Origin of the sequence: Streptomyces sp. NPDC091287 (assembly GCF_044768525.1) — a bacterium.
Lineage (GTDB): Bacteria > Actinomycetota > Actinomycetes > Streptomycetales > Streptomycetaceae > Streptomyces.
Genome location: NZ_JBIVUV010000010.1, coordinates 108211 through 130917, shown reverse-complemented (window position 1 = coordinate 130917; position 22707 = coordinate 108211). Strand labels below are relative to the sequence as shown.

17 protein-coding genes are annotated in these 22707 nt (G+C 71.0%); 15 read left to right on the top strand and 2 right to left on the bottom strand.

Annotated elements, in window-relative coordinates:
* The first annotated feature begins 2 nt into the window (after nucleotides 1–2).
* From galE to ACIQRW_RS18830, 3 genes are all read left to right on the top strand, one after another.
* Entirely contained in the window at nucleotides 3–983 is a 981-nt protein-coding gene (gene galE, locus ACIQRW_RS18840; protein ID WP_403761343.1) for a UDP-glucose 4-epimerase GalE, read from the top strand.
* Between the two features lie 73 nt (nucleotides 984–1056).
* Nucleotides 1057–2436, top strand: a complete 1380-nt coding sequence (locus tag ACIQRW_RS18835) for a glycosyltransferase (protein ID WP_403761340.1) — start codon at nucleotides 1057–1059, stop codon at nucleotides 2434–2436.
* A complete protein-coding gene (locus ACIQRW_RS18830; RefSeq protein ID WP_403761338.1) occupies nucleotides 2433–4544 on the top strand; it encodes a glycosyltransferase family 1 protein in 2112 nt (703 codons plus the stop codon). The genes ACIQRW_RS18835 and ACIQRW_RS18830 overlap by 4 nt, the downstream gene beginning before the upstream one ends.
* 104 nt (nucleotides 4545–4648) lie before the next feature.
* Here the strand turns inward: ACIQRW_RS18830 and ACIQRW_RS18825 are convergent, their stop codons facing one another.
* Complete coding sequence (locus tag ACIQRW_RS18825) at nucleotides 4649–5245, bottom strand: acyltransferase (protein WP_403761335.1); 597 nt, start codon at nucleotides 5243–5245, stop codon at nucleotides 4649–4651.
* A gap of 301 nt (nucleotides 5246–5546) precedes the next feature.
* On the opposite strand from ACIQRW_RS18825, the gene rplU reads away from it, so the two are divergent.
* From rplU to ACIQRW_RS18765, 12 genes are all read left to right on the top strand, one after another.
* Entirely contained in the window at nucleotides 5547–5867 is a 321-nt protein-coding gene (rplU, locus tag ACIQRW_RS18820; protein ID WP_003969204.1) for a 50S ribosomal protein L21, read from the top strand.
* Between the two features lie 14 nt (nucleotides 5868–5881).
* Nucleotides 5882–6139 carry a 50S ribosomal protein L27 gene (gene rpmA / locus ACIQRW_RS18815; protein ID WP_026291105.1) on the top strand — a complete coding sequence of 86 codons (258 nt, stop codon included), beginning with the start codon at nucleotides 5882–5884 and terminating at the stop codon, nucleotides 6137–6139.
* 145 nt (nucleotides 6140–6284) lie between these two features.
* Entirely contained in the window at nucleotides 6285–7721 is a 1437-nt protein-coding gene (gene obgE, locus ACIQRW_RS18810) for a GTPase ObgE (RefSeq protein ID WP_403761332.1), read from the top strand.
* Between the two features lie 320 nt (nucleotides 7722–8041).
* On the top strand, nucleotides 8042–9541 hold the full coding sequence (locus ACIQRW_RS18805) for an SDR family NAD(P)-dependent oxidoreductase (protein WP_403761329.1): 1500 nt from the start codon (nucleotides 8042–8044) through the stop codon (nucleotides 9539–9541).
* A gap of 225 nt (nucleotides 9542–9766) precedes the next feature.
* The gene (locus ACIQRW_RS18800) at nucleotides 9767–11872 is read left to right on the top strand and encodes a hypothetical protein (protein WP_403761326.1); all 2106 of its coding nucleotides are present in this window, start codon (nucleotides 9767–9769) and stop codon (nucleotides 11870–11872) included.
* Nucleotides 11873–12050: 178 nt separating this feature from the next.
* The gene (locus ACIQRW_RS18795) at nucleotides 12051–13289 is read left to right on the top strand and encodes a glycosyltransferase family 2 protein (RefSeq protein WP_403761323.1); all 1239 of its coding nucleotides are present in this window, start codon (nucleotides 12051–12053) and stop codon (nucleotides 13287–13289) included.
* Nucleotides 13290–13472: 183 nt separating this feature from the next.
* The gene (locus ACIQRW_RS18790) at nucleotides 13473–16241 is read left to right on the top strand and encodes a CDP-glycerol glycerophosphotransferase family protein (RefSeq protein ID WP_403761320.1); all 2769 of its coding nucleotides are present in this window, start codon (nucleotides 13473–13475) and stop codon (nucleotides 16239–16241) included.
* 173 nt (nucleotides 16242–16414) lie between these two features.
* A complete protein-coding gene (gene proB / locus ACIQRW_RS18785) occupies nucleotides 16415–17569 on the top strand; it encodes a glutamate 5-kinase (RefSeq protein ID WP_265601672.1) in 1155 nt (384 codons plus the stop codon).
* Between the two features lie 128 nt (nucleotides 17570–17697).
* The gene (locus ACIQRW_RS18780) at nucleotides 17698–18189 is read left to right on the top strand and encodes a hypothetical protein (protein WP_361322057.1); all 492 of its coding nucleotides are present in this window, start codon (nucleotides 17698–17700) and stop codon (nucleotides 18187–18189) included.
* A gap of 98 nt (nucleotides 18190–18287) precedes the next feature.
* Nucleotides 18288–19571, top strand: a complete 1284-nt coding sequence (locus ACIQRW_RS18775; protein WP_403761316.1) for a glutamate-5-semialdehyde dehydrogenase — start codon at nucleotides 18288–18290, stop codon at nucleotides 19569–19571.
* 126 nt (nucleotides 19572–19697) lie between these two features.
* The gene (locus ACIQRW_RS18770) at nucleotides 19698–20285 is read left to right on the top strand and encodes a hypothetical protein (protein ID WP_403761313.1); all 588 of its coding nucleotides are present in this window, start codon (nucleotides 19698–19700) and stop codon (nucleotides 20283–20285) included.
* A 206-nt stretch (nucleotides 20286–20491) separates the two neighbouring features.
* A complete protein-coding gene (locus ACIQRW_RS18765) occupies nucleotides 20492–21637 on the top strand; it encodes a hypothetical protein (protein WP_403761310.1) in 1146 nt (381 codons plus the stop codon).
* Here ACIQRW_RS18765 and ACIQRW_RS18760 read toward each other — a convergent pair.
* Nucleotides 21552–22700, bottom strand: coding sequence for a M48 family metallopeptidase (locus tag ACIQRW_RS18760; protein WP_403761308.1), 1149 nt, complete (start codon nucleotides 22698–22700; stop codon nucleotides 21552–21554). The two genes, ACIQRW_RS18765 and ACIQRW_RS18760, sit on opposite strands and share 86 nt — an antisense overlap.
* Between the last annotated feature and the right edge of the window lie 7 nt (nucleotides 22701–22707).

Sequence of the window (22707 nt, the reverse complement as noted above, 5' to 3'; positions counted from 1 at the left end):
CGATGACCTGGCTGATCACCGGCGGGGCCGGCTACATCGGATCCCACGTCGTCGCGCAGATGACGGGCGAGGAGCGCCTCGTCGTCCTCGACGACCTCAGCACCGGGCGCGCGGAACGCCTTCCCGACGGCGTCCCGCTCGTCGTGGGCTCGGTCCTGGACCGGGAGCTGCTCGACCGGGTGCTGGCCGACCACGCGGTGACCGGCATCGTGCACATCGCGGGCAAGAAGCAGGTGGCGGAGTCCGTCGAACGACCGCTGTACTACTACCGCGAGAACGTCGACGGACTGCGCACCCTGCTGGAGGCGGCGGCCGCGGCCGGTGTCCGCCGCTTCCTGTTCTCCTCGTCGGCGGCGGTCTACGGCATGCCCGACGTCGACCTGGTCACCGAGGACACCCCGTGCCTGCCGCTCAGCCCGTACGGCGAGACCAAACTGGCGGGCGAGTGGCTGGTGGCCGCGGCCGGCCGGGCGCACTCCATGGCCACGGCCTCCCTGCGCTACTTCAACGTGGCCGGGGCCGCTTCGGCGGAACTGGCCGACGAAGGCGTCTTCAACCTGGTCCCGATGGTCTTCGAACGCCTGGAGGCCGGCGAGGCCCCCCGGATCTTCGGCGACGACTATCCGACCCCGGACGGCACCTGCGTCCGTGACTACGTCCATGTGGAGGACATCGCCTCCGCACACGTCGCCGCGGCCCGCCGACTGGCCCGCGACCCGTCCGCCGAACTGGTGCTGAACATCGGCCGGGGCGAGGGAGCCTCCGTCGCCGAGATGGTCGGCATCATCCTCGACGTCACCGGCCGCACCGGCCCGCCCCCGGCCACCGGGGCCCGCCGCCCCGGAGACCCGGCCCGGGTGGTCGCCTCCGTGGACCGTATCGCCGGGGAGCTGGACTGGTCGGCCCGGCACGGCATACGCACCATGGTCGAGTCGGCCTGGGCGGGGTGGCGCCTGCGGCACGAGCCACGGGCTTCGGATTGAGGCACCGCGCCCCGGGCCGACCCGGACACCGGGCGTCACGAAGAAACGACCACCGAAACTCAGCAGAACAGGAATGACTGAAGTGCCAGGCATGGACGAGCGCAGCGGACCGCGTCCGCATCTGCTGTACTTCGCGATCGGGTTCCCTCCCGCCGCGAAGAGTTCCGCCTTCCGGATGCGGGAGACCGCGAACCAGTTCGCCGCCGCGGGCTGGGACGTCACCGTCGTCACGATCGCGGAGGAGTCCTGGCTCCGCGACTCCGGCGTGGACCACACGCTCTCGGAGTCCGTCGACGAGCGGATCAGGATCGTGGAGCTGCCGCTGTCCCGGGCCGACCTGGAGACGGACATCCGGCTGTACTCCGAGGAGCGGGCGCTGGACCCCGTCAAGTGGCTGACCGGCTTCCGTAACGAAGCGCTCAAGAGCTTCCCCGAGCCGGTGTTCGGCGGCTGGCGGGGCGCCCTGGAGACGGCCGCGCTGGAGCTCTACCGGGAGCGGCCGGCCGACCTCGTCCTCGCCAGCTGTGTCCCGTACGTCCAGCTCGCCGCCGTCCGCAGGCTCTGGGAGGAGCACAAGGCCCCGTACGCGGTCGACTTCCGCGACGGCTGGTCCCTGGACGTCATCGACGGCGTGGAGGCCTTCCCGAAGGACTCCGAGGCCGGCCGCTGGGAGTCGGACCTGCTGGAGCACGCCCTGTCGCTCTGGGTGGTCAACGACCAGATCGCCGACTTCTACCGCGCCCGCTACCCCGAGCACGCGGAGCGCATCCACGTGGTGCGCAACGGCTACGACCGGGACAGCGTGCCGGAGGTCGAGCTCCGCCCCTCCACCGGGCGGAACCTCGTCTTCGGCCACCTGGGCACGGTCAGTTTCTCCGTCCAGCTGCTGGAGTCGGTCCTCGCCGCCTGGCGCACCGCCCGGGAGCGGGAGCCGCTGCTCGCCGACGCCCGGTTCGAGGTGCGCGGGCACATCGGCGCGGGCTCCAACCGCGAGGCCAACCGGCACGTCGAGGTCCTGCGCGCGGCGGCCGACGACGGCGTCGTGGTGGGCGGTGCGGTACCGAAGGCCGAGGTCGCCGACGTGTACGGCGCCTGGGACGCCCTCGTGCTCGTCATCATCGGCGGGCCGTTCATGACCTCCGGCAAGGTCTACGAGTACATGGCCACCGGACTGCCGATCGTCTCCATGCACGCCGCCGACCACGACGCATCGCGTCTGCTGGACGGCCGCCCGCTCTGGACCGGCCCCCGAGGGCTGGACGAGGAGCGGCTCGCGGACGCGTTCTGCGAGGCGGCCCGGATGGTCGTGGAGGCCACCCCCGCGCAACGCGCGGCCGCCCGTGACCACGGCACCGGCTACGCCCGTGATTCCCTGATGGCGAGCGCCGTGGAGGGCCTGACCGCTCTGGTGCTCGGCCAGAAGCCCGCACTTTCCGGAGGTTCCGGGTCATGACCGATGTACTGATGATCGCGGGTTCGACCCCCAAGGCGACCGTTGTGGCCGCGGCGGTGGACAAGTTCCGGCAGCTCGGGGCCCGCGTCCACCTCGTCGGCAACTTCAAGGTCGCCGACATCGAAGCCGACCTGGGCTGGGCCACCGTGCGCAAGGTGCCCGCCGGAGGTCCGGCGAGCAAGCACGTGCAGCGCAAGACGGACGCGATGCGCTTCCCCGAGCGGCTCTGGTTCCACCTGGAGCGCGACCGGACGGCCCAGGCGGCCGTCCGCTCCGCCGACCTGGTCGTGGCTCTCGACCACCGCGCGGTGTACAGCGCGTGGCGCATCTCGCAGTCCAGGCGACAGCCCGAGGTGTTCTTCGGGCTCGCCGCGGGGCTGCGTGCCCTGGAGAAGCGGCTGGAGACGGGCGCCGCGCAACCCGAGCACGTCCCCGGCCCCCTCACGGTGGCCACCGACGGGCTGCGCCGCCGCGTCCGGACCCTGCCGGCCGACCTGCTGCGCAACGCCACCGGGCCGCTCGCCATGCGCAGCCGCGTCGGCGCCCGCGCCTGGCGCGCCGCGGTCTCGGCACCGGGTGTCCCGGACTCGCTGCGGATGACGGCCACCGAGCAGGTCATCGAGGGCATGTGGCTGGCCGGACGCCAGTCCGGGGCGCTCGTCACCGCCCGTGCGGCCGCCGAGAAGCTCGCCGATCCGGCCATAAAGGCCCAGCTGCTGGACAACGTGGCGTCGAGGGTCATCAGGAACGGCCGGACGCCCGCCAACCTCACCGACGCGGTCACGGCCTATCTGGACCTGGCCGACCGTCGCCACGCGGCAGGTGACCTGACCGGTGCCGCCGACGCCCTGCTGCACGCCACGAAGCTGGCCTTCCACCGCGTCGTCCACATCGACCAGGTCAACAGTCCACTGGCCGCGGATCCGGCCAAGTTCATCGCCCCGTTCCGGAAGTCGACGGCCGCCTCCGCCGTGGTCCGGCCGAAGGGCCGGCTGACCCCGGCCGCGGCCCCGCCCCGGGACCGGCCGCTGCGGCTGCTCGTCGCGACGACCTCCAACGCGAACTTCCTGCACCTGATCCGCTCGTACTACGAGGCCAACCCCGACGTCGAGCTGCGTTTCCTCGACATGGCGGAGCACCCGGGCATGAAGCGGCTCAACGGCGCCGCGCAGCGTCACATAGAGCACCGTCTGGGTGGGGAGCCGCTCTTCGCCCACGGCGTCGAGCAGCAGCTGCGGCCGTATCTGGACTGGGCCGACACCGTGTTCGTGGACTGGTGTGTGGCTCCGGCCGCTCTGTTCACCGTGGTCGACCCCGGAGACACGCGGATCGTCGTCCGGCTCCACAGCTACGAGGCGTTCACCCGCTGGCCGCACATGATGGACTTCTCGCGCGTCGACGACGTGGTGTTCGTCGCCGATCACATCCGTGATCTGTCGGTGGCGTCGATCCCCGGACTGGGCGGCGAGCACGCCCCCCGTACGCACGTGATCGACAACGGCATGGACCTCGCCAACTTCCGGCGTACGAAGGACCCGGCCACCCGCTTCAACCTCGGGCTCGTCGGCATCGGCCAGGTGGCGAAGGACCCGCTGTGGGCCCTGAAGGTTCTCAAGCAGCTCCGGGAACGGGACGAGCGGTACCGCCTGTTCCTGATCGGCGGGGACATGGGCCGCCCGAGCAACGCGGCCAAGGCGTACGCGCGCAAGCTGGAGAAGGCGCTCAGGCCGCTCGTGGAGTCGGGCGCCGTCGTACGGGTCGGCTCCACCGACGACGTGCCCGGGGCGCTGGAGGACGTGGGCGTCATCCTCAGTACGTCGGTACGCGAGGGCTGCCACGTGGGCCTCATGGAGGGCGCGGCCAGCGGCGCGGTCCCGGTGGTCCGCGACTGGCCGTTCTTCGCGGGCCGTGAGAACGGCGCGGGAACGCTCTACCCGGCCGAATGGATCGTGGGGACCCCCGAGGCCGCGGTCGAGCGGGTGCTGTCCCTCACGGCGTCCGACGAGAGCTGGCGCAACGCCGGGAAGCTGGCCACCGAGCACGCGCTGACCACATGGGACTGGCCGGTCGTCCGGCTCGACTTCGACCGGTTGCTGTTCGACCGCTGAGCCGGGACGTACGAGGGCCGGGAATCGTGGAGAAACGATTCCCGGCCCTCGCCGGTACCGCGTCGGCGGGCGAGGAACCCCGCCCGCCGACGCGACCTGCCCGCTCAGCGCTCCGCGAGCACCCCGTCCTTCTCCTCGTACAGCGCTCCGCTCTGCGGGCACTCCCACACCCCCGGCTCGCCCTCGCGCGCCGCCAGGCGGACCCCGCTGCGGCCGACCCAGCCGATCCGGCGGGCGGGCACGCCGACGACCAGGGCGAAGTCCGGGACGTCCTTGGTGACCACGGCGCCGGCCGCGACCATCGACCACCGGCCGACACGGACCGGCGCGACGCAGACCGAGCGGGCGCCGAGCGAAGCGCCCTCGGCGACCTTCACGCCGACCGCCTCCCAGTCGCCGCCGCGCTTCTGCTTGCCGTCCGGGTCGACCGAGCGCGGGTTGTGGTCGTTGGTGAGGACGACGGCGGGGCCGACGAAGACGCCGTCGCCGAGCTCGGCGGGCTCGTACACGAGGGCGTAGTTCTGCAGCTTCACGTTGTTACCGATGCGCACACCGGTGCCGACGTATGCGCCGCGGCCGACGACGCAGCCCTCGCCGAGCCTGGCTCCCTCGCGGATCTGCGCCAGCTCCCAGACGCTGCTGCCCGCTCCGATCTCGGCGGTCTCGTCGACCTGGGCGGTGGGCTGGACCCTGTAGTTCACGGCATGCCTTTCGGAGAGCTGGTGAGCCCCGAAAGCATAAGGCGGGCGGTGCGCCGCCTCCCCGGCCGGAGGCCCGCCTACGGCCCCTCGCCCCGGTTTGACCCCCACACCCCCGCCCCGTAACCTTGTCCTTCGGTGTGTTTCCTTAACGCGCCTACCCCTGAGCACATCCCTCCCGGTAACGGTCGGTGTTCGCGCCGTCCGCCAGGAGAGGCCGCTCATCCTTCCGGATCGTCCCGGGCCCCGGCCCGTGCGAGCGGCTGGCATCAGGGGATCCGTTCCGAGCGAGAGAGAGATCCGCGTGTACGCCATCGTGCGCAGCGGTGGTCGCCAGCACAAGGTAGCTGTCGGCGACATCGTTGAGGTTGACAAGATTTCCACTGCCAAGGTTGGCGACACGGTCGAGCTCTCGACCCTGCTCGTTGTCGACGGTGACGCGGTCACCAGCGACCCGTGGGTGCTGGACGGCATCAAGGTCACGGCCGAGATCGTGGACCACCACAAGGGCGCGAAGATCGACATCCTTCGCTACAAGAACAAGACCGGCTACCGCCGTCGCCAGGGTCACCGCCAGCAGTACACGGCGATCAAGGTCACCGGTATCCCCGCGGCTGCGAAGTAAGGGACTGAGAACACATGGCACACAAGAAGGGCGCATCTTCCACTCGGAACGGGCGCGATTCCAATGCTCAGCGGCTCGGCGTGAAGCGCTTCGGCGGTCAGGCCGTCAACGCCGGTGAGATCCTGGTCCGCCAGCGCGGCACCCACTTCCACCCGGGCACGGGCGTCGGCCGTGGCGGCGACGACACGCTGTTCGCGCTCGCCGCCGGTGCGGTGGAGTTCGGTACGCACCGTGGCCGCAAGGTCGTGAACATCGTTCCGCTCGCCGTCTGATCCTTCTCAGCGCGCGCAGAACGACACACAGCACCTTCCGAGGGCGGATCTCAGCTTTCCCGGCGAACGGGGAAGCGGGTCCGCCCTCGGCGTGTTACGACAGAGACAATCCCGTATTTTTCTGCTGTACCTGGAGGCACCAACCATGACCACCTTCGTGGACCGCGTCGAGCTGCATGCCGCCGCGGGTAACGGAGGCCACGGCTGCGCCTCCGTCCACCGTGAGAAGTTCAAGCCGCTGGGTGGCCCCGACGGGGGCAACGGCGGACGCGGCGGCGATGTGATCCTCGTCGTCGAGCAGTCCGTGACCACGCTGCTGGACTACCACCACAGCCCCCACCGCAAGGCCACCAACGGCCAGCCCGGCGCCGGCGACAACCGCTCCGGCAAGGACGGCCAGGACATGGTCCTGCCCGTCCCCGACGGCACCGTGGTCCTCGACAAGGCCGGGAACGTGCTCGCCGACCTCGTCGGCCAGGGCACCACCTTCGTGGCCGGTCAGGGCGGCCGCGGCGGCCTCGGCAACGCGGCGCTGGCCTCGGCCCGCCGCAAGGCCCCGGGCTTCGCGCTGCTCGGCGAGCCGGGGGAGAGCCGGGACATCGTCCTGGAGCTCAAGACCGTCGCCGACGTGGCCCTCGTGGGCTACCCGAGCGCGGGCAAGTCCTCGCTGATCTCGGTGCTCTCCGCGGCCAAGCCGAAGATCGCGGACTACCCGTTCACCACCCTCGTGCCGAACCTCGGCGTCGTCACCGCCGGCTCGACCGTCTACACCATCGCGGACGTTCCCGGGCTCATCCCCGGCGCCAGCCAGGGCAAGGGCCTCGGCCTGGAGTTCCTGCGGCACGTCGAGCGCTGTTCGGTGCTCGTGCACGTCCTGGACACCGCGACCCTGGAGTCCGACCGTGACCCCGTCTCCGACCTCGACATGATCGAGGAGGAGCTGCGGCTCTACGGCGGCCTGGAGAACCGGCCCCGCATCGTCGCCCTCAACAAGATCGACATCCCGGACGGCCAGGACCTCGCCGACATGATCCGCCCCGACCTGGAGGCCCGCGGCTACCGCGTCTTCGAGGTCTCCGCGATCGCGCACAAGGGCCTCAAGGAGCTCTCCTTCGCGCTCGCCGGGATCATCGCCGAGGCGCGCGCCACCAAGCCGAAGGAGGAGGCGACCCGCATCGTCATCCGTCCCAAGGCCGTCGACGACGCGGGCTTCACCGTCGCCCTGGACGACGAGGGCATCTACCGCGTGCGTGGCGAGAAGCCCGAGCGCTGGGTGGGCCAGACCGACTTCAACAACGACGAGGCCGTCGGCTACCTCGCCGACCGGCTCAACCGGCTCGGCGTCGAGGCCGCCCTGATGAAGGCGGGCGCCCGGGCCGGCGACGGCGTCGCGATCGGTCCCGAGGAGAACGCGGTCGTCTTCGACTGGGAGCCGACCGTGACCGCGGGTGCCGAGATGCTCGGCCGCCGCGGCGAGGACCACCGCCTGGAGGAGCCGCGCCCCGCCGCGCAGCGTCGCCGGGACCGCGACTCCGAGCGTGACGACGCGGAGAAGGAATACGACGAGTTCGACCCCTTCTAGAAGAGTCTCTCCCGGGGGAGCCCCCCGGTCATGGCCGACGGCCCGTCTCCCCGGAGGCGGGCCGTCCGGTAGCCTCGGGGCCGGGCGCCGGTGGTTTTCGCCGGTCACGCCGGGTGCACGTGCCGCGGATGTGTGGATTGAGCAACACAACTGTGGGGTCGGTCACCCCGTGCGACCGCCCCGAAGCGCCCAACCTCCCTGGCCAGAGGGTGAACTGCGGGTATCCGCAGGACGATCGGCGGACGACGTCCACCTTGCGAGACGGTCACGGAGAGTGCGACCATCACACTGTTCCCCCGTCATAGCAAGGTAGGTCGTCTGTGTCTGTGCCGCATGAAGCCAAGCCCCGGACCACAGCGGTCGTGCTCGCCGGTGGGACCGGCCAGCGCGTGGGCCTGTCGATCCCCAAGCAGCTGCTGAAGATCGCCGGCAAGGCCGTCATCGAGCACACGCTGACCATCTTCGAGAACGCCGAGGGCATCGACGACGTCATCGTGCTGATGGCGCCCGGTTTCGTGCCCGACGTCGAGAAGATCGTCGCGAAGGCCGGACTGACCAAGGTCACCCGGATCATCGAGGGCGGCAACACCCGCAACGAGACCACCGAGCGCGCCATCGCGGCCCTCGGCGAGGGCCTCGCGGCGGGCGAGGACCGCAACATCCTCTTCCATGACGCGGTACGCCCCCTGCTGTCACAGCGTGTGATCACGGACTGCGTCGACGCGCTGGACCGTTACCAGGCCGTCGACGTCGCCATCCCGTCCGCGGACACGATCATCGTGACCCGCACGCACGGTGAGGACGGCGAGTTCATCACCGAGGTGCCCGACCGCTCCCGGCTGCGCCGCGGCCAGACGCCGCAGGCCTTCAAGCTCTCCACGATCCGCAGGGCGTACGAGGTCGCGGCGGGCGACCCCAACTTCCAGGCGACCGACGACTGTTCGGTGGTCCTCAAGTACCTCCCCGACGTGCCGATCTATGTGGTCGCGGGCGACGAGTACAACATGAAGGTGACCCAGCCGGTCGACGTCTTCATCACCGACAAGCTCTTCCAGCTGGCCTCCACCGCCGCCCCCCGCCAGGCCGACGAGGCCGCCTACCGGGAGCTTCTCACCGGCAAGACCCTCGTCGTCTTCGGCGGTTCGTACGGCATCGGCGCGGACATCGCCTCCCTGGCGGAGAGCTACGGCGCGAAGGTCTACGCCCTGGGCCGCTCCACCACCGGTACGCACGTGGAGAACCCGGAGCACGTGGACGACGCGCTCTCCAAGGCGTACGCCGAGACCGGGCGGGTCGACTACGTCATCAACACCGCGGGCGTGCTGCGGATCGGCAAGCTGGCCGAGACCGACAACACGACGATCCAGGAAGCCCTGAACGTCAACTACCTGGCGCCCGTCCAGATCGCCCGCGCCTCGTACAAGTACCTGGCGGAGACCCAGGGCCAGTTGCTGCTCTACACCTCCAGCAGCTACACCCGGGGCCGCGCCGAGTACAGCCTCTACTCCTCCACCAAGGCCGCCATGGTCAACCTCACCCAGGCGCTCGCCGACGAGTGGGCGGGCGAGGGCATCCGGGTCAACTGCGTGAACCCGGAGCGCACCGCGACCCCGATGCGCACCAAGGCGTTCGGCCAGGAGCCCGAAGGCTCGCTGCTCTCCTCGGAGGCCGTGGCCCGCACCTCGCTGGACGTCCTGCTCTCCGCCCTGACCGGTCACGTCATCGACGTACGGCAGCAGGACCCGACGGCGGGAGCCGCCGAGTCCTCCGGTTTCGAGCAGGCCCTGGCCTCCGTGCTGGACCGTCAAGCAGATGTGTAATAATTCTTGACAAATGTGCTTTTCCGGGCCTCTGTTGTCGCTTTGTGCGATGACAGAGGCCCGAATGCGTGAAGCCGCACCTTCACATTTCCGCCAATACGTGAATCAACCGGCACCCCTTGGAGCAGGTTCTTCGTGATCTCGACAGCCATTCGCCTGGCCCGTGTGGGCAGCAGGTCGGAACTGGCGGCAGCGTTGTTGATGGGGCTGGGATATCCCTGCGTCATGCTTGCCGCGCTCATTCCCCACATCTGGTTCTTCGCGGCGGCCGCCGCTGTCACGTATGCCACCGACTGGTATCTGCACCAGAAGGGGAGCTATCTGGTCAACCGCCTGGGCAAGGTGCGCGCCGGGCTGTCGATCCGCTTCCTGCTGCGGCAGCTCATGGTCATCCTGCTGCTGGCCCGGCTGGATCTCGCCGAGTCGCCGCTGTTCTACTCGGCGGTGGCGTGCTTCCTGCTCTTCTACGGGCTCCAGGCGCCGCACGGCGCCCTGACGACCCTGATCCGGCTCCGCCGCACCATGCCGGTCGTCACCCGCAACGTGGACCTGCACGCGGTCCGCATCCCCGACGCCCCGCCCGGCGCGCTGCTGCGGCGCTCCGCCGAGAAGATGCTGCACCTCGACATCCCGGCCGTGGTGGGCATCCTGATCGCCGCCGGTACCGGTGAGGACGTCATCGGCTACGCGGGCATCGGCCTGACGCTGCTGCTGGCCCTGCTCTACCTCGCGCTGCTGTTCCCGTACATGCGCCGGGGCCGGCTGGCGCCTCCGGCCCCCGCCGTGCTCAAGGCCGTCGACAGCTGGCTGCGCGACTACCAGCCGACCGTGGTGCTCTACTTCTCCGGCTCCAACGAGTCCGCCTACCAGGGCAACATGTGGCTGGAGACCATGGCCCGGGTCGAGGGCCGGCCGCTGATCATCATGCGCGAGCGCGGTCTCGTATCGCAGCTGGCCGAGACCTCCGTCCCGGTCATCTGCGTCCCGGCGGGCACCCATCTGATGAACCTGGACCTCTCGACCGTCCGGGTCTGCCTGTATCCGGCCAACGTCGGCAAGAACATCCACATCCTGCGGGTCCCGACGATGAAGCACGTCTTCATCGGGCACGGAGACAGCGACAAGCTCGCCAGCGTCAACCCGTACTCCAAGGTCTACGACGAGGTCTGGACCGCGGGCCGGGCCGGCCGCGACCGCTACGCGCTGGCCGACGTCGGCGTCCTCGACCAGGACATCGTCGAGGTCGGCCGTCCGCAGCTGGAGCCCATCAGGAGCTGGACGGGCGCCGTCAAGAACCCCATCCCGACCGTGCTGTACGCGCCCACCTGGGAGGGCTGGGACGACAACCCGGGCAACACCTCCCTGCTGCTGGCGGGCGAGAACATCGTGCGCCGGCTGCTGAACGCCGCCGACCCGGTCCGGATCATCTACAAGCCGCACCCCTTCACCGGCATCCGCAGCGGCAAGGCCAAGGCCGTCAACGTCCGGATCCGGGCGATGCTGGACAAGGCCGCCGCCGAGCGCGCCGCCGATCCCCGCTGGGCGAAGGAGGCGTCGTCGGCCGCCGCCGGGCAGAGCGCGGCCAAGGCCGAGCTGACCCGGATCGAGGCGCGGCTCGCGCAGTTGTCGGCCGTCGGCCGCTCGGGCGGCGACGAGGCGGAGGAGTCGCGGATCTCGCTCGCCGACCCCGCCCGCGAGGCGGAGGCAGCCCGTTTGCGGGCCGAGTGGAACGACGCCTACTGGCGCTCCTTCGGCTGGTGGGAGCACCGTACGGTGACCGGCGCGCAGCCCAAGCTGTACGACTGCTTCAACGAGTCCGACGCCATGGTTTCGGACATTTCCAGTGTGGTCTCCGACTTCATCGCGAGCGGCAAGCCGTACGCGGTCACCGACTCCGCCGCGCTCGGAGCCGAGGAGTTCAAGCGGCAGAACACCGCGGTGCGCGCCGCGGTCATCCTGTCCAACGGCGCCGAGGAGCTAGACGCGCTGCTGGCCGCGGTGGCCGACCCGGCGGCGGACACGCTGGCGAACGCCCGCCGCGAGCTGAAGAGCTACCTCCTGGGGCCGGACGAGCCGACCTCCATGGAGCAGTTCAACGCCGCCGTACGGGCGCTGGCCGCCAAGGCCGAGGCCCGCAACGTGGGCGTCGCCCAGCGGCTCGGCGACCAGTCCGTGGCGGTGCCGGACGAGGAGGCCGTCACCAGCGGCGTCGGGGCCGGCGATCCGCAGGCGGTGGCCGAGGCCGACGCCACGGCGGACCCGGACGCACCGGAGGCCGAGGCGGCGGAGGCTCGGGCGGCCCTCGCCGAGGGGTCCTCGTCCGTGCGCTGAGCGCCGTACGGCCGAGCACCGCACAGCTGATCGAACTGGCTGAAAAGTAGGCAACCCCGATCACGGCCCGTACGTCTCTCCTTGGGGGAGGGATGTACGGGTCGTTCGGCATGCGGATGCGCAAAGGGTGCAGAGTCGGGCGATCTTCCTTCTTCCGTGATCAAATCGACAGGTGCACATGGCCGACATGCCCAGGAAGAACGACGAGCCCGATGTCAGTGTGATCATCGGAGCTTATGACGCGATGCCCTACCTGGTCCGGTGCCTGGAGTCCGTCGAGGCGCAGACCATCGGCGCGGACCGCATGGAGATCGTCGCGATCGACGACGGCTCCACCGACGGCACCGGCGCCTGCCTGGAGGAGTTCGCCGCCAGGACCGCGATTCCCATGAGAGTCGTCCGACAGGCGAATTCCGGCGGACCCAGCGGCCCGCGCAATCGGGGTCTCGGTCTCGCCCGCGGCCGGTACGTCTTCTTTCTCGACGCGGACGACTATTTCGGCGAGGAAGCCCTGGAGCGCATGGTCGCCATGGGCGACCGGGCGGGTACGGACGTGGTGCTCGGGAAGATCGTCGGCGTCAATCGCGGTGCCGCGAAATCGATGTGGAAAGAGACCGTCGAGCGAGCCGACCTGTATTCCTCCAACGTCAAATTCACGTTGAGCGCGCAGAAACTGTTCCGGCGCGACCTCCTCGTACGCCTCGGAATGACCTTCGACGAGAAGCTGAAGACGGGCGAGGACGCCCTGTTCACGATGGAGGCGTACATCCGCGGCAACGGGATCTCCGTAGTCGCCGACTACACCTGCTACTACCTGGTGGGCCGCGAGGACCGCAACCAGATGACCAAGAAGGGCAGCTACAAACGCCGCTTCGACTCGGCCCGCGCCCTCATGGGGCTCATCGCCCAGTACGTGCCCCCGGGCCCCCGGCGCGACGTCCTGATGGTGCGGCCCTTCGTCATCACGCTGCTGCCCCAGTTCGGCCCCGGACTGCTGAAGCAGAAGCCCGAGGTCCGCGAGCGGAAGATGGCGCTCGCCGCCCCGCTGATGAAGACGTACTGGACCCCGGAACTCGGCCGCAACCTCAAGGTGAACGAACGGCTGCGGCTGATGTGCCTCGCCGAGGGCCGGCTCGACCTGCTCCTGGACATCGTTGCCTTCCTGCGCGCCAAGGAGGAGCCCGAACTCGTCCGCCGGGGGAACCCGCCCCGTCTCCACCTCGCCTACCCGCACTTCGGGGAGAGCTCCGTGCTCCCCGACCGGGCCTACGAGGTGACCATCACGGAATGGGTCGGCGGACGGCGGATCGAGGCACCGCGGGACAAGCCCCGCATCTCCCTCGCCCGGCGCGTGGTCCGCAAGGCCCGCCGGGCGCTGCTCGGCGTCGTGCGCACCCCCCGCGCCCACCGCGTCTGACGGGACGGGGCCGGGGGAGCCCAGGACCCCTCTCCCGCCCCGGTGACGACCGGGGCGGTTCGTCCTGTGAGAGGTGTCACGTCATACTGTGGGGCAACCATGAGACGGTTGGAGACGTCTCATTTACGCCCCGTCCTCCTGGGGTTCATCATCTGCACGTCCCCCCGGAAAGGCCCTCCACCCGTGGCGTCCCTCGAAGCGATCCCCGACGAGCTCAGCCGGCTCATGAAGTACTTCCCGGAGACTCCGGTCGAGGAGCGCCCCGAATTCCACCGAGCGGCCAAGGACTTCCTGGCCCGTGCCGCTCCCAAGGTCGTACGGCAGTTCTCCCCGATGGCCCGGGTCAAGTGGCACCTGGCTGCCAGCGGCCGCGGTGACGAACTGGTGGACCTGCTGCACTACGAGCGTGAGAACCCGGGAGCCTTCTCCGTCCGCGGCCTGCGGCGCGCCCGCATCGAGCTGCCCGGCGTCGAGAGCTCCTCGCTCCCCTCCTCGGTACGCAACTTCAACCGCAGCGAACTCCCCGTACGCGGCAAGCTCCTCGACCTCGGCTGGGAGGACGGCAAGCTCCTCGTCAAGGGGTACGCCTACATCCCCAACGTCCCCTCGGCCACCGGCAAGCGCTCGCTGCGCGTCGCCGTGCTCCGCCGCCAGGGCAGCCGCTCCACCCTCCCGCTGCGGATGCGCACCGTCCTGGAACCCCGCGCCACCGCCGAGGCCAAGGGCGCCCTGCACAACTACGACTGGTCCGGCTTCGAGCTCGGCATCGACCCGTCCCGACTGCGCGTACGCGGCCAGTGGCAGCCCGGCACCTGGCGCCTGGGCATCGGCATCCCGCGCCCCGGCGGCATGTCCGTGGGCAGCATCACCAAGAACAACGCGGGCGCCTCCGGCCACAGCTACACGCGGGTCCTGGACGACGGCGTCCGCCTCGTCGCCGGCTTCGACCGCAACCGGCTCAAACTCTCCGTGGACGTCGTCCCGGCCGAGATCATCGCCCAGGAAGCCGACGGCGAGACCCTCACCGTCACCCTGCGCTCCCGCGTCACCACCCCCGCGGGCAAGTACCCCACCGCCCTGCGCATCGACCACGAGCCGAGCGGATTCGCCACCGACCTCCCGCTCCAGCAGGGCGAGACCGGCGCCGACGGCTGGCTCCGCCACACCGCCCGCCTCGACTTCGCGGACCTCCCCGTCGACGACGTGCGCCCCGGCAAGTCCGTCAAGTACCGCGCCCAGATCCTCTTCGCCGACGGCACCACCCGCCGCGCCACCAACGGTGCGCAGTCCGTCACCGGAGTCCACCCGCTGCCCGAAGGACGCGAGTTCGCGATCCTCACCGACGGCGCCGGGAACTTCACCCCCCAGGTCCGCACGGTCCAGCCCCTCGTCGACAGCGTCGAGTGGAGCGCCGACGGCGAGCTGGTCCTCTCCGGCGTCTACACCGGCCCCGCCGAGCAGATGAAGATGGTCCTGCGCCACACCGGACGCAACGAGGACCGCCCGCTGCCCGTCGAGTTCGCCGACGGCCGCTTCACCGCCCGCCTGCGCCCGGACACCATGCCCACCTACGAGGGCACCGTGCCGCTGCGCGCCGGCCGCTGGATGCCGCGCCTGCGCCTGCGCACCGAGTGGGACCACACCCGCGACCTCCCCGTCACGATCCGCCCCGACCTCGTGAACACGCTGCCGCTGGCCCACTGCGGCGAGCACCGCACGTACACCGTCGAGCGGCTCGACTTCGACCGGATCTTCGTGGAGTCCGGGCCGGTCCTCGACCCGGAGCTGCGCGGCGCCTACCGCCAGCGGCTGATGCGCGACGTCTACACCCCCGAGCAGCGCAAGCTGCCGCTGCGCGAGGCCGTGCTCTACAACAGCTTCGGCGGCAAGCAGTTCTCCGACTCGCCCCGCGCGGTCTACGAGGAGCTCAAGCGCCGCGGCACCGAGGTCGAGCACATCGCGATGGTCCACGACCAGCAGGTCGTCCTGCCGCCCGGCGTCCGCGGCGTCGAGTGGGGCAGCAAGGAGTGGTACGAGGCACTGGCCCGCAGCCGGTACGTCGTCACCAACGGCGGCATCCGCGAGTGGTTCGTCCGCCGCGAGGGCCAGGTCATCGTCCAGACCTGGCACGGCACCCCGCTCAAGCGCATCGGCGCCGACCTGCTCGGCACCCCGAAGGCGAACCTGGCCTACATCGCGAGCCTCCCGCAGCGCTCGCGCCAGTACAGCCTGTTCATCACGCCGAACGCCTTCACCACCCCGATCATGACCAACTCCTTCCGCCTCCAGTGCGAGGTCCTGGAAGCGGGCTACCCGCGCAACGACGTCTTCCACGCCCCCGACCGCGTCAAGCGCGCCGCGGCCGTACGGGAGAAGCTCGGCATCCCCGCGGGCAAGAAGGTCGTCCTGTACGCGCCCACCTGGCGCGACGACCAGCGCTACGGCGGCCGCCGCTTCAAGCTGGACAACCAGATCGACGTCGAGGCCGCGAAGCGCGAGCTCGGCGACGACCACGTGCTGCTCTACCGCAAGCACCACAAGGTCCTCGACTCCATCCCCGGCGCCGGACAGGGCTTCGTCTACGACGTCACGTACTACCCGGACATCGCCGACCTCTACCTGATCGCCGACGTGCTGATCACGGACTACTCCTCGGTGCTGTTCGACTTCGCGCACTCCGGGCGGCCGATGCTCTTCTTCACGTACGACCTGGAGCACTACCGCGACACCCTGCGCGGCTTCTACTTCGACTTCACCTCCCGCGCCCCCGGACCGCTGATCAAGACCTCCGAGGACCTGGTCTCCGCGATCCGGAACATCGACGAGGTGAGCGAGGAGTACAAGGAGAAGTACGCCCAGTTCCGGGTCGACTTCTGCGAGCCCTCCGACGGCCGCGCCGCCGCCCGGGTCGTGGACCGGATGCTCGCCGTCAAGGACGAGCAGCAGAGCTGAGCCCACCGCGGCCGCCCCCGCCGCCCGCCCGCACCCCGTTCACCTGCCGTCCTTCGGCGTCCACCGAGCGGAACGGGCAGGCAGCGGGGGCGGCCGCTCGCGTACTGTGCTGTGCCGGGGCGGCACAGCGGGCCCCGCATCGGACACCGGGGCGATCCAGAGCGAGGAAGCACGTGGCAGAGCAGAGGCCGTCGGGCCGCGAGCCGGCAGTGACCGGCGCCCGCAGGGTCGTAGTCAAGGTCGGCTCCTCCTCGCTCACCACCGCGTCCGGCGGCCTCGACGCCGACCGCGTCGACGCCCTCGTCGACGTCCTGGCCAAGGTCAGGGACGGCGGCGAACGCGAGGTCGTCCTCGTCTCCAGCGGAGCCATCGCCGCCGGACTGGCCCCGCTCGGCCTCGTCCGCAGGCCCAAGGACCTGGCCCGCCAGCAGGCCGCCGCCAGCGTCGGCCAAGGCCTCCTCGTGGCGCGCTATACCGCCTCGTTCGCGCGCTACGGCGTCCGCGTCGGTCAAGTGCTCCTCACCGCCGACGACACCAGCCGCCGCGGCCACTACCGCAACGCCTACAGCACCCTGGACAAGCTCCTGGAGATGGGCGCCGTCCCCGTCGTCAACGAGAACGACACCGTCGCCACCGACGAGATCCGCTTCGGCGACAACGACCGGCTCGCCGCCCTCGTCGCCCACCTCGTCCACGCCGACCTGCTCGTCCTGCTCTCCGATGTGGACGGCCTCTACGACGGACCGCCCGGCACCCCCGGCGCCTCCCGGATCGCCGAGGTCACCGGCCCCGACGACCTGACCGGCGTCACCATCGGCAGCGCCGGGAAGGCGGGCGTCGGAACCGGCGGCATGGTCACCAAGGTCGAGGCCGCCCGCATCGCCACCGCCGCCGGCATTCCCGTCGTCCTCACCTCCGCCAGCCGCGTCGCCGACGCGCTCGCGGGCCGCGACACCGGCACGTACTTCCACCCGACCGGACGCCGCTCCGCCGACCGGCTCCTGTGGCTGGCCCACGCCTCCACCCCGCAGGGCGCGCTCACCCTCGACGACGGCGCCGTACGGGCCGTGGTGGAGCGGCGCACCTCCCTGCTGCCCGCCGGAATCTCCGCCGTCGAGGGCGAGTTCAGCGCCGGCGACCCGGTCGAGCTGCGCGACCCGCACGGCACCCCGGTCGCCCGCGGACTCGTCAACTTCGACGCGAAGGAGATCCCCCAGCTGCTCGGCCGCTCGACCCGGGACCTCGCCCGCGAACTGGGGCCCGCCTACGAACGCGAGGTCGTACACAGGGACGATCTGGTCCTCCTCGCGCCGCGCCTCACCCCCTGAAACGGCTGAAAGTCCCGCCATCCAGCGGGGACCTTCCCCAAAACCACCCCACGCCCGCCTGTGGACTGGTCCACTTTGTAGTGGGGAAACAGGGGTACCGCACAGCAACACATCACAGGAGGCCGCCGGTGAGACGAGCGCGCCCGGGGGCGCCGCCCCGAGGCACGGCCAACCGCGCCCTGACGAGTGTCGGAGCGGGGGCGGATCTCGACCGGAATCCCGCCCCGGCGGACACCGTCGAACGGGAGCCGGTCACGACGGCGAAGGAGGAGTCCCCGCAGTCCAAGCTCTGGCACATCACGCTCAGCGTGTCGGGCGCCGAGACTCCGCTGGGGGAGGTCAGACGCGGCCTGGAACAGCTCGCGCACGACCACCCCTTCCTGCTGACCAGCCGCTACGCGAGCGACCACGCGGAGATCCGCTACTGGGAAGAGGCCCGCGATCTGCACGACGCGGCCGCGGTCGCGCTGCGGCTGTGGGGCGAGCACCGCTCCAGCGCCCAGCTCCCGCCCTGGGAGATCGTCGGCCTGGAAGTCATCGACCGCGAGACCTACCACCTGCGGATCGCCGAGGGCTACGGACCGCCGCCCGCGGCACCCGTGGGCGTGCACCCCTACTGACCCTGGGGGCGATCCGGTGGCGTCCGCGCCTCGGGTCGGGCGTCTCGCATCACGGGATACGTGACGGATGCCCGCAGAGTGCGCATTACTCTGCGGGCATGACCACGCTCTCGCCCTACGACAACCTCTCCCCGGTCGCGCAGACCGCCTACCGGGCCCGCGCCGCCGCCGCCGACATCGCGCCACTTCCGCGCGCGGCCAAGGACGACGCGCTGCTGGCCATCGCCGACGCCCTCGAAGTGCGCACGAGCGAGATCGTCGAAGCCAACGCGAAGGACGTCGAGCGCGCCCGCGAGGCCGGGACGAGCGAAGGCATCATCGACCGCCTCACCCTCACCCCGGAACGGATCCGCGCCATCGCCGCCGACGTACGGGACGTCGCGGCCCTCCCCGACCCGGTCGGTGAGGTGGTGCGCGGCTCGACCCTGCCCAACGGCATCGACCTCCGGCAGGTGCGGGTCCCGCTCGGCGTGGTCGGCATCATCTACGAGGCCCGGCCCAACGTCACCGTCGACGCGGCCGCTCTCTGCCTGAAGTCCGGCAACGCGGTCCTGCTGCGCGGCTCCTCCTCGGCCTACGCCTCCAACACCGCCCTCGTCCGGGTCCTGCGCGACGCCGTCGGTGGCTCCGGCCTGCCGGCCGACGCGGTGCAGCTCGTCCCGGGCGAGAGCCGTGAGTCCGTGCGCGAACTGATGCGGGCCCGCGGTCTGGTCGACGTCCTCATCCCGCGCGGCGGCGCCTCACTGATCCGCACGGTCGTCGAGGAGTCCACCGTGCCCGTCATCGAGACGGGCACCGGCAACTGCCACGTCTACGTCGACGCGCAGACGGATCTGGCCATGGCGGTCGACATCCTGATCAACTCCAAGGCCCAGCGCCCCAGCGTCTGCAACGCGGCCGAGACCCTCCTCGTCCACAAGGACGTGGCGGACGCCTTCCTGCCGCTCGCCCTGGACGCGCTGGCCGAGGCCGGGGTCACCGTCCACGGCGACGAGCACGTCCTCGCCCGCGCCGAGGCGTCCAAGGCCACGGTGGTCCCGGCGACGACGGAGGACTGGGAGACCGAATACCTCTCCTACGACATCGCGGCGGCTGTCGTCGACTCCCTGGACGCGGCGGTCGCCCACATCCGGCTCTGGTCCTCCGGCCACACCGAGGCGATCGTCACCACCTCGCAGGCCGCCGCCCGCCGGTTCACCCAATTGGTCGATTCGACGACGGTCGCCGTGAACGCTTCCACCCGCTTCACGGACGGCGGGCAGTTCGGCTTCGGCGCCGAGATCGGCATCTCCACGCAGAAGCTGCACGCCCGGGGTCCGATGGGCCTGCCCGAGCTGACCTCGACGAAGTACATCGTCACGGGGGACGGGCACACCCGCTAGACCCCTCCCCGGCCCCTCCGGTCGGCCCCTCCCGCGGGGTGGGGCCGACCGCGTGTGCCCCGTGACGATCCGGGGGAGTTCACGGGGTCCCTGCCCAAAAGGTCCCGACCGGGCTACCCTGAAACCGTGCCGGACGACGTGGGGGGCAAGCCGTTTCCTGACGGCTGGGAGCCCGACGACGACCGCGGGGGCGCGGACGAGGACTTCGCCTCCGTGGTGTTCGACGAGGACTTCGTCCGGTCGGCGCCCGTCCATGAGCCCACCGCCGTGGAGCGCCTGCTCGCCGCCGCCGAGGCCCGTGCCGAGGCCGACGCCGCCCGCGCCCGTCGGAGCCGCCGCGCGGACGACGACGCCTACGACCCCTACGGCGGCCCCCGGGGCTACCACGACCCCCAGGACCTCGACTACGACCCCGACCACGGCATCGGGGACGACGACTGCGCCCCGGGGCCCTACGGCCGCCACGGCGGCTCCTTGCGCCCCTACCGCAACTCCGCCCGCTGGCACCGCCCGGTCGCCTGGCTGCTCGCCCTGGTGATGGGCGTCGGCATGGTCTCCCTCGCCTTCACCGCGGTCTACCGGGGCGGCTCGAACAACCGACAGGACCAGGTGCCGCCGCCCGTCACCAGCGGCGTGGACAAGCCCGGAGCCGCCCCGTCGGCCTCCGCGGACTACTCCCGCCCCACGGTCTCCGCCGAGCCCCGGGTGCCCTGAACCACCCGCTCCGTCACCCGATCGCCGACGGCCGCCCCAGGTGCTTCCGCAGTTCCCGGCGGTCTCCGCGTTTACGCGGGCCGCAATCGACCTACCCTCAAGATGTGACCCCTCGTTCCCAGGGGGGCTTCTCGCTGCGGAGGCCACTCGGCCGAAGCAGACCGTTGCGCACCGAACCGACCGGTGTGGAGATGGGGAGAGAAGTCATGACAGGCCGCTCAGAACCACCGGACGGTGCGCCCGAGAACCCCGCGGGCGGCGAGGACGAGTACCGCTCGCTCGTCTTCGACGAATCGTTCGTCCAGGCTGCGCGGATGCAGGAGTACTCGGCGCAGGAACGGATGGGCGAGCACGCCCGCGCCGTCCGAGCGCTGCCCGAGGCGCAGGTCATCCGCAGCGGCGGCGGCTCCCGGGCCGCCATAGCCCTGGTCGTCCTCATCGCCCTGGCCTTCGCGGTGGCCGTCTACATCGGATTCCGGAGCCCGTACCCCCAGCCGGCCACCCGGCGGGCCGAACCCCTGCGGACCACCGTCGTCCCCCTGGCCCCCCGGGGAGCCGTACCGGGCGGATCACCCGAGCGGCTGTACCGGGCCGAGCCGGTCTCCGGATTCCGCACGGGCGCCGACGGCATCAACTTCCCCACCGTGCAGCGCACGCAGAACTTCTCCGACAGCCAGATCACCGCCGCTCTCGCCACGGTCAAGGACTACCTGGTGGAGTCGTCCCTGAACCCCGACGTCCTCACCGGCTCCGTACGCCGGCCCGTCGAGCACCTCCTCGACCCGGACCAGCGCGCCCAGTTCGAACAGAACCTGAGCGGCCCGGCGGACGACGGGAGCCGCGCCGCCACCGGCTGGCTGGTGCGCTTCGACCCGGAGCAGGTGGAACTCGCGGACCCGCAGATCCGGGTCGAGGGGACCCTCAGCTACGAGGAGGAGGCCCCGGGCGTCCTCGGCGTCGTCTCGGACCACACGTTCACCTACGCCCTGCGCCCGGCGGACGGGCCCCACCGGGACGACGACGCGTCCCTGTTCACCGTGCGGCGCGAGCTGCACTTCCGCTTCGACCGGGAGGACCTGCGACTGCACCGCCTGGAGGTGCTCACCGCCCATGTCCAGGCAGGGCCGCAGTCCTGCTCGGCCGACGCGACCGGGATGCTCCGCCCGCTCCTCGCCGGGGAACGGGCGGACGCCCGCGGGCCCGCCGCCACCGACCCGTACGCCACGGGCCGGCCCACGGCGGCGCTGTGCGGGACCCTGGAGGCCGTCAGCTCCCCGACGGCCCCGACGTCGTCCCCGGGCTCCCCTCCTCAGGGTCCTGGGGCCGACCGGCCCTCCCGTCCCCGTCCGTAGCGGAACCGTCGGACGGGCCCTGCGCCCCGCCCTTCGCGCCCCCGGTTCCGGTGAACCGGTCACGCAGCTTGCCGCCCAGGTCTCCCGCGCCGCCGGCGATGTCGCCCACGAGCTTCATCAGCGGGTCCTTGCTGGTGCGCACCGTGTCCGCGTAGTGCGAGGCGGACTCCCGGAACGAGTCGGTCACCGAAGTGTCCTTGTCCTCGTCGCGTCGCGGGTAGTGGCCGTCCATGATCCGCTGGAAGTCGCGGGTCTCCGACCACTTCTTCAGCTCGGCGGCCCGCACGGTGGTGAACGGGTGCGTGCGGGGCAGCACATTGAGGATCTTGAGGACGGAGTCCCGGAGGTCGCCGCCCTTCTCGTACTCGTCGGCCTGGGCGAGGAAGGCGTCCACGTTCATCTCGTGCAGGTGATTGCCGCCCGCGATCTTCATCAGACCGCGCATGGAGGCCGTGATGTCCTGGCCGACCAGCAGCCCGGCCCGGTCCGCGGACAGCTCCGACTTGCGGAACCACTCGCGCAGCGCCATCACTATCGCCATGATCGCCACATTGCCCAGCGGGATCCAGGCGACCTTCACGGCGAGGTTGGTCAGGAAGAGCAGTATCGTCCGGTACACCGAGTGACCGGAGAGCGCGTGGCCCACCTCGTGGCCCACCACCGCCCGCATCTCCTCCTCGTCGAGCAGCTCGACCAGGCCGGTGGTGACCACGATGATCGGCTCGTCCAGCCCGATGCACATGGCGTTGGGCTGCGGGTCCTGCTTCACGTACATCGGCGGGACCTTCTCCAGGTCCAGGATGTAACACGCGTCCCGCAGCATGTCGTTGAGGTGGGCGAACTGCGCCTCGCTCACCCGGACGGAGTCGGAGAGGAAAAGCAGCCGCAGGCTGCGCTCCGGGAGCAGCCCGCTGAGCGCCTTGAACACGGTGTCGAACCCGGTCAGCTTGCGCAGGGCCACCAGGGCCGAGCGGTCGGCGGGGTGCTCGTAGGCCCGGGAGGAGATCCCGGGGAATCGCCGGCGCTGCCTGCTCGGCACGTTCTCGTGACTGTTGTCGGTCATGGATGGC

Coding starts and splice junctions, on each gene's coding strand:
- galE (WP_403761343.1), top strand. CDS start 3: ATGACCTGGCTGATCACCGGCGGGGCCGGCTACATCGGATCCCACGTC.
- ACIQRW_RS18835 (WP_403761340.1), top strand. CDS start 1,057: ATGACTGAAGTGCCAGGCATGGACGAGCGCAGCGGACCGCGTCCGCAT.
- ACIQRW_RS18830 (WP_403761338.1), top strand. CDS start 2,433: ATGACCGATGTACTGATGATCGCGGGTTCGACCCCCAAGGCGACCGTT.
- rpmA (WP_026291105.1), top strand. CDS start 5,882: ATGGCACACAAGAAGGGCGCATCTTCCACTCGGAACGGGCGCGATTCC.
- obgE (WP_403761332.1), top strand. CDS start 6,285: ATGACCACCTTCGTGGACCGCGTCGAGCTGCATGCCGCCGCGGGTAAC.
- ACIQRW_RS18800 (WP_403761326.1), top strand. CDS start 9,767: ATGCTTGCCGCGCTCATTCCCCACATCTGGTTCTTCGCGGCGGCCGCC.
- ACIQRW_RS18795 (WP_403761323.1), top strand. CDS start 12,051: ATGGCCGACATGCCCAGGAAGAACGACGAGCCCGATGTCAGTGTGATC.
- ACIQRW_RS18775 (WP_403761316.1), top strand. CDS start 18,288: ATGACCACGCTCTCGCCCTACGACAACCTCTCCCCGGTCGCGCAGACC.
- ACIQRW_RS18765 (WP_403761310.1), top strand. CDS start 20,492: ATGACAGGCCGCTCAGAACCACCGGACGGTGCGCCCGAGAACCCCGCG.
- ACIQRW_RS18760 (WP_403761308.1), bottom strand. CDS start 22,700: ATGACCGACAACAGTCACGAGAACGTGCCGAGCAGGCAGCGCCGGCGA.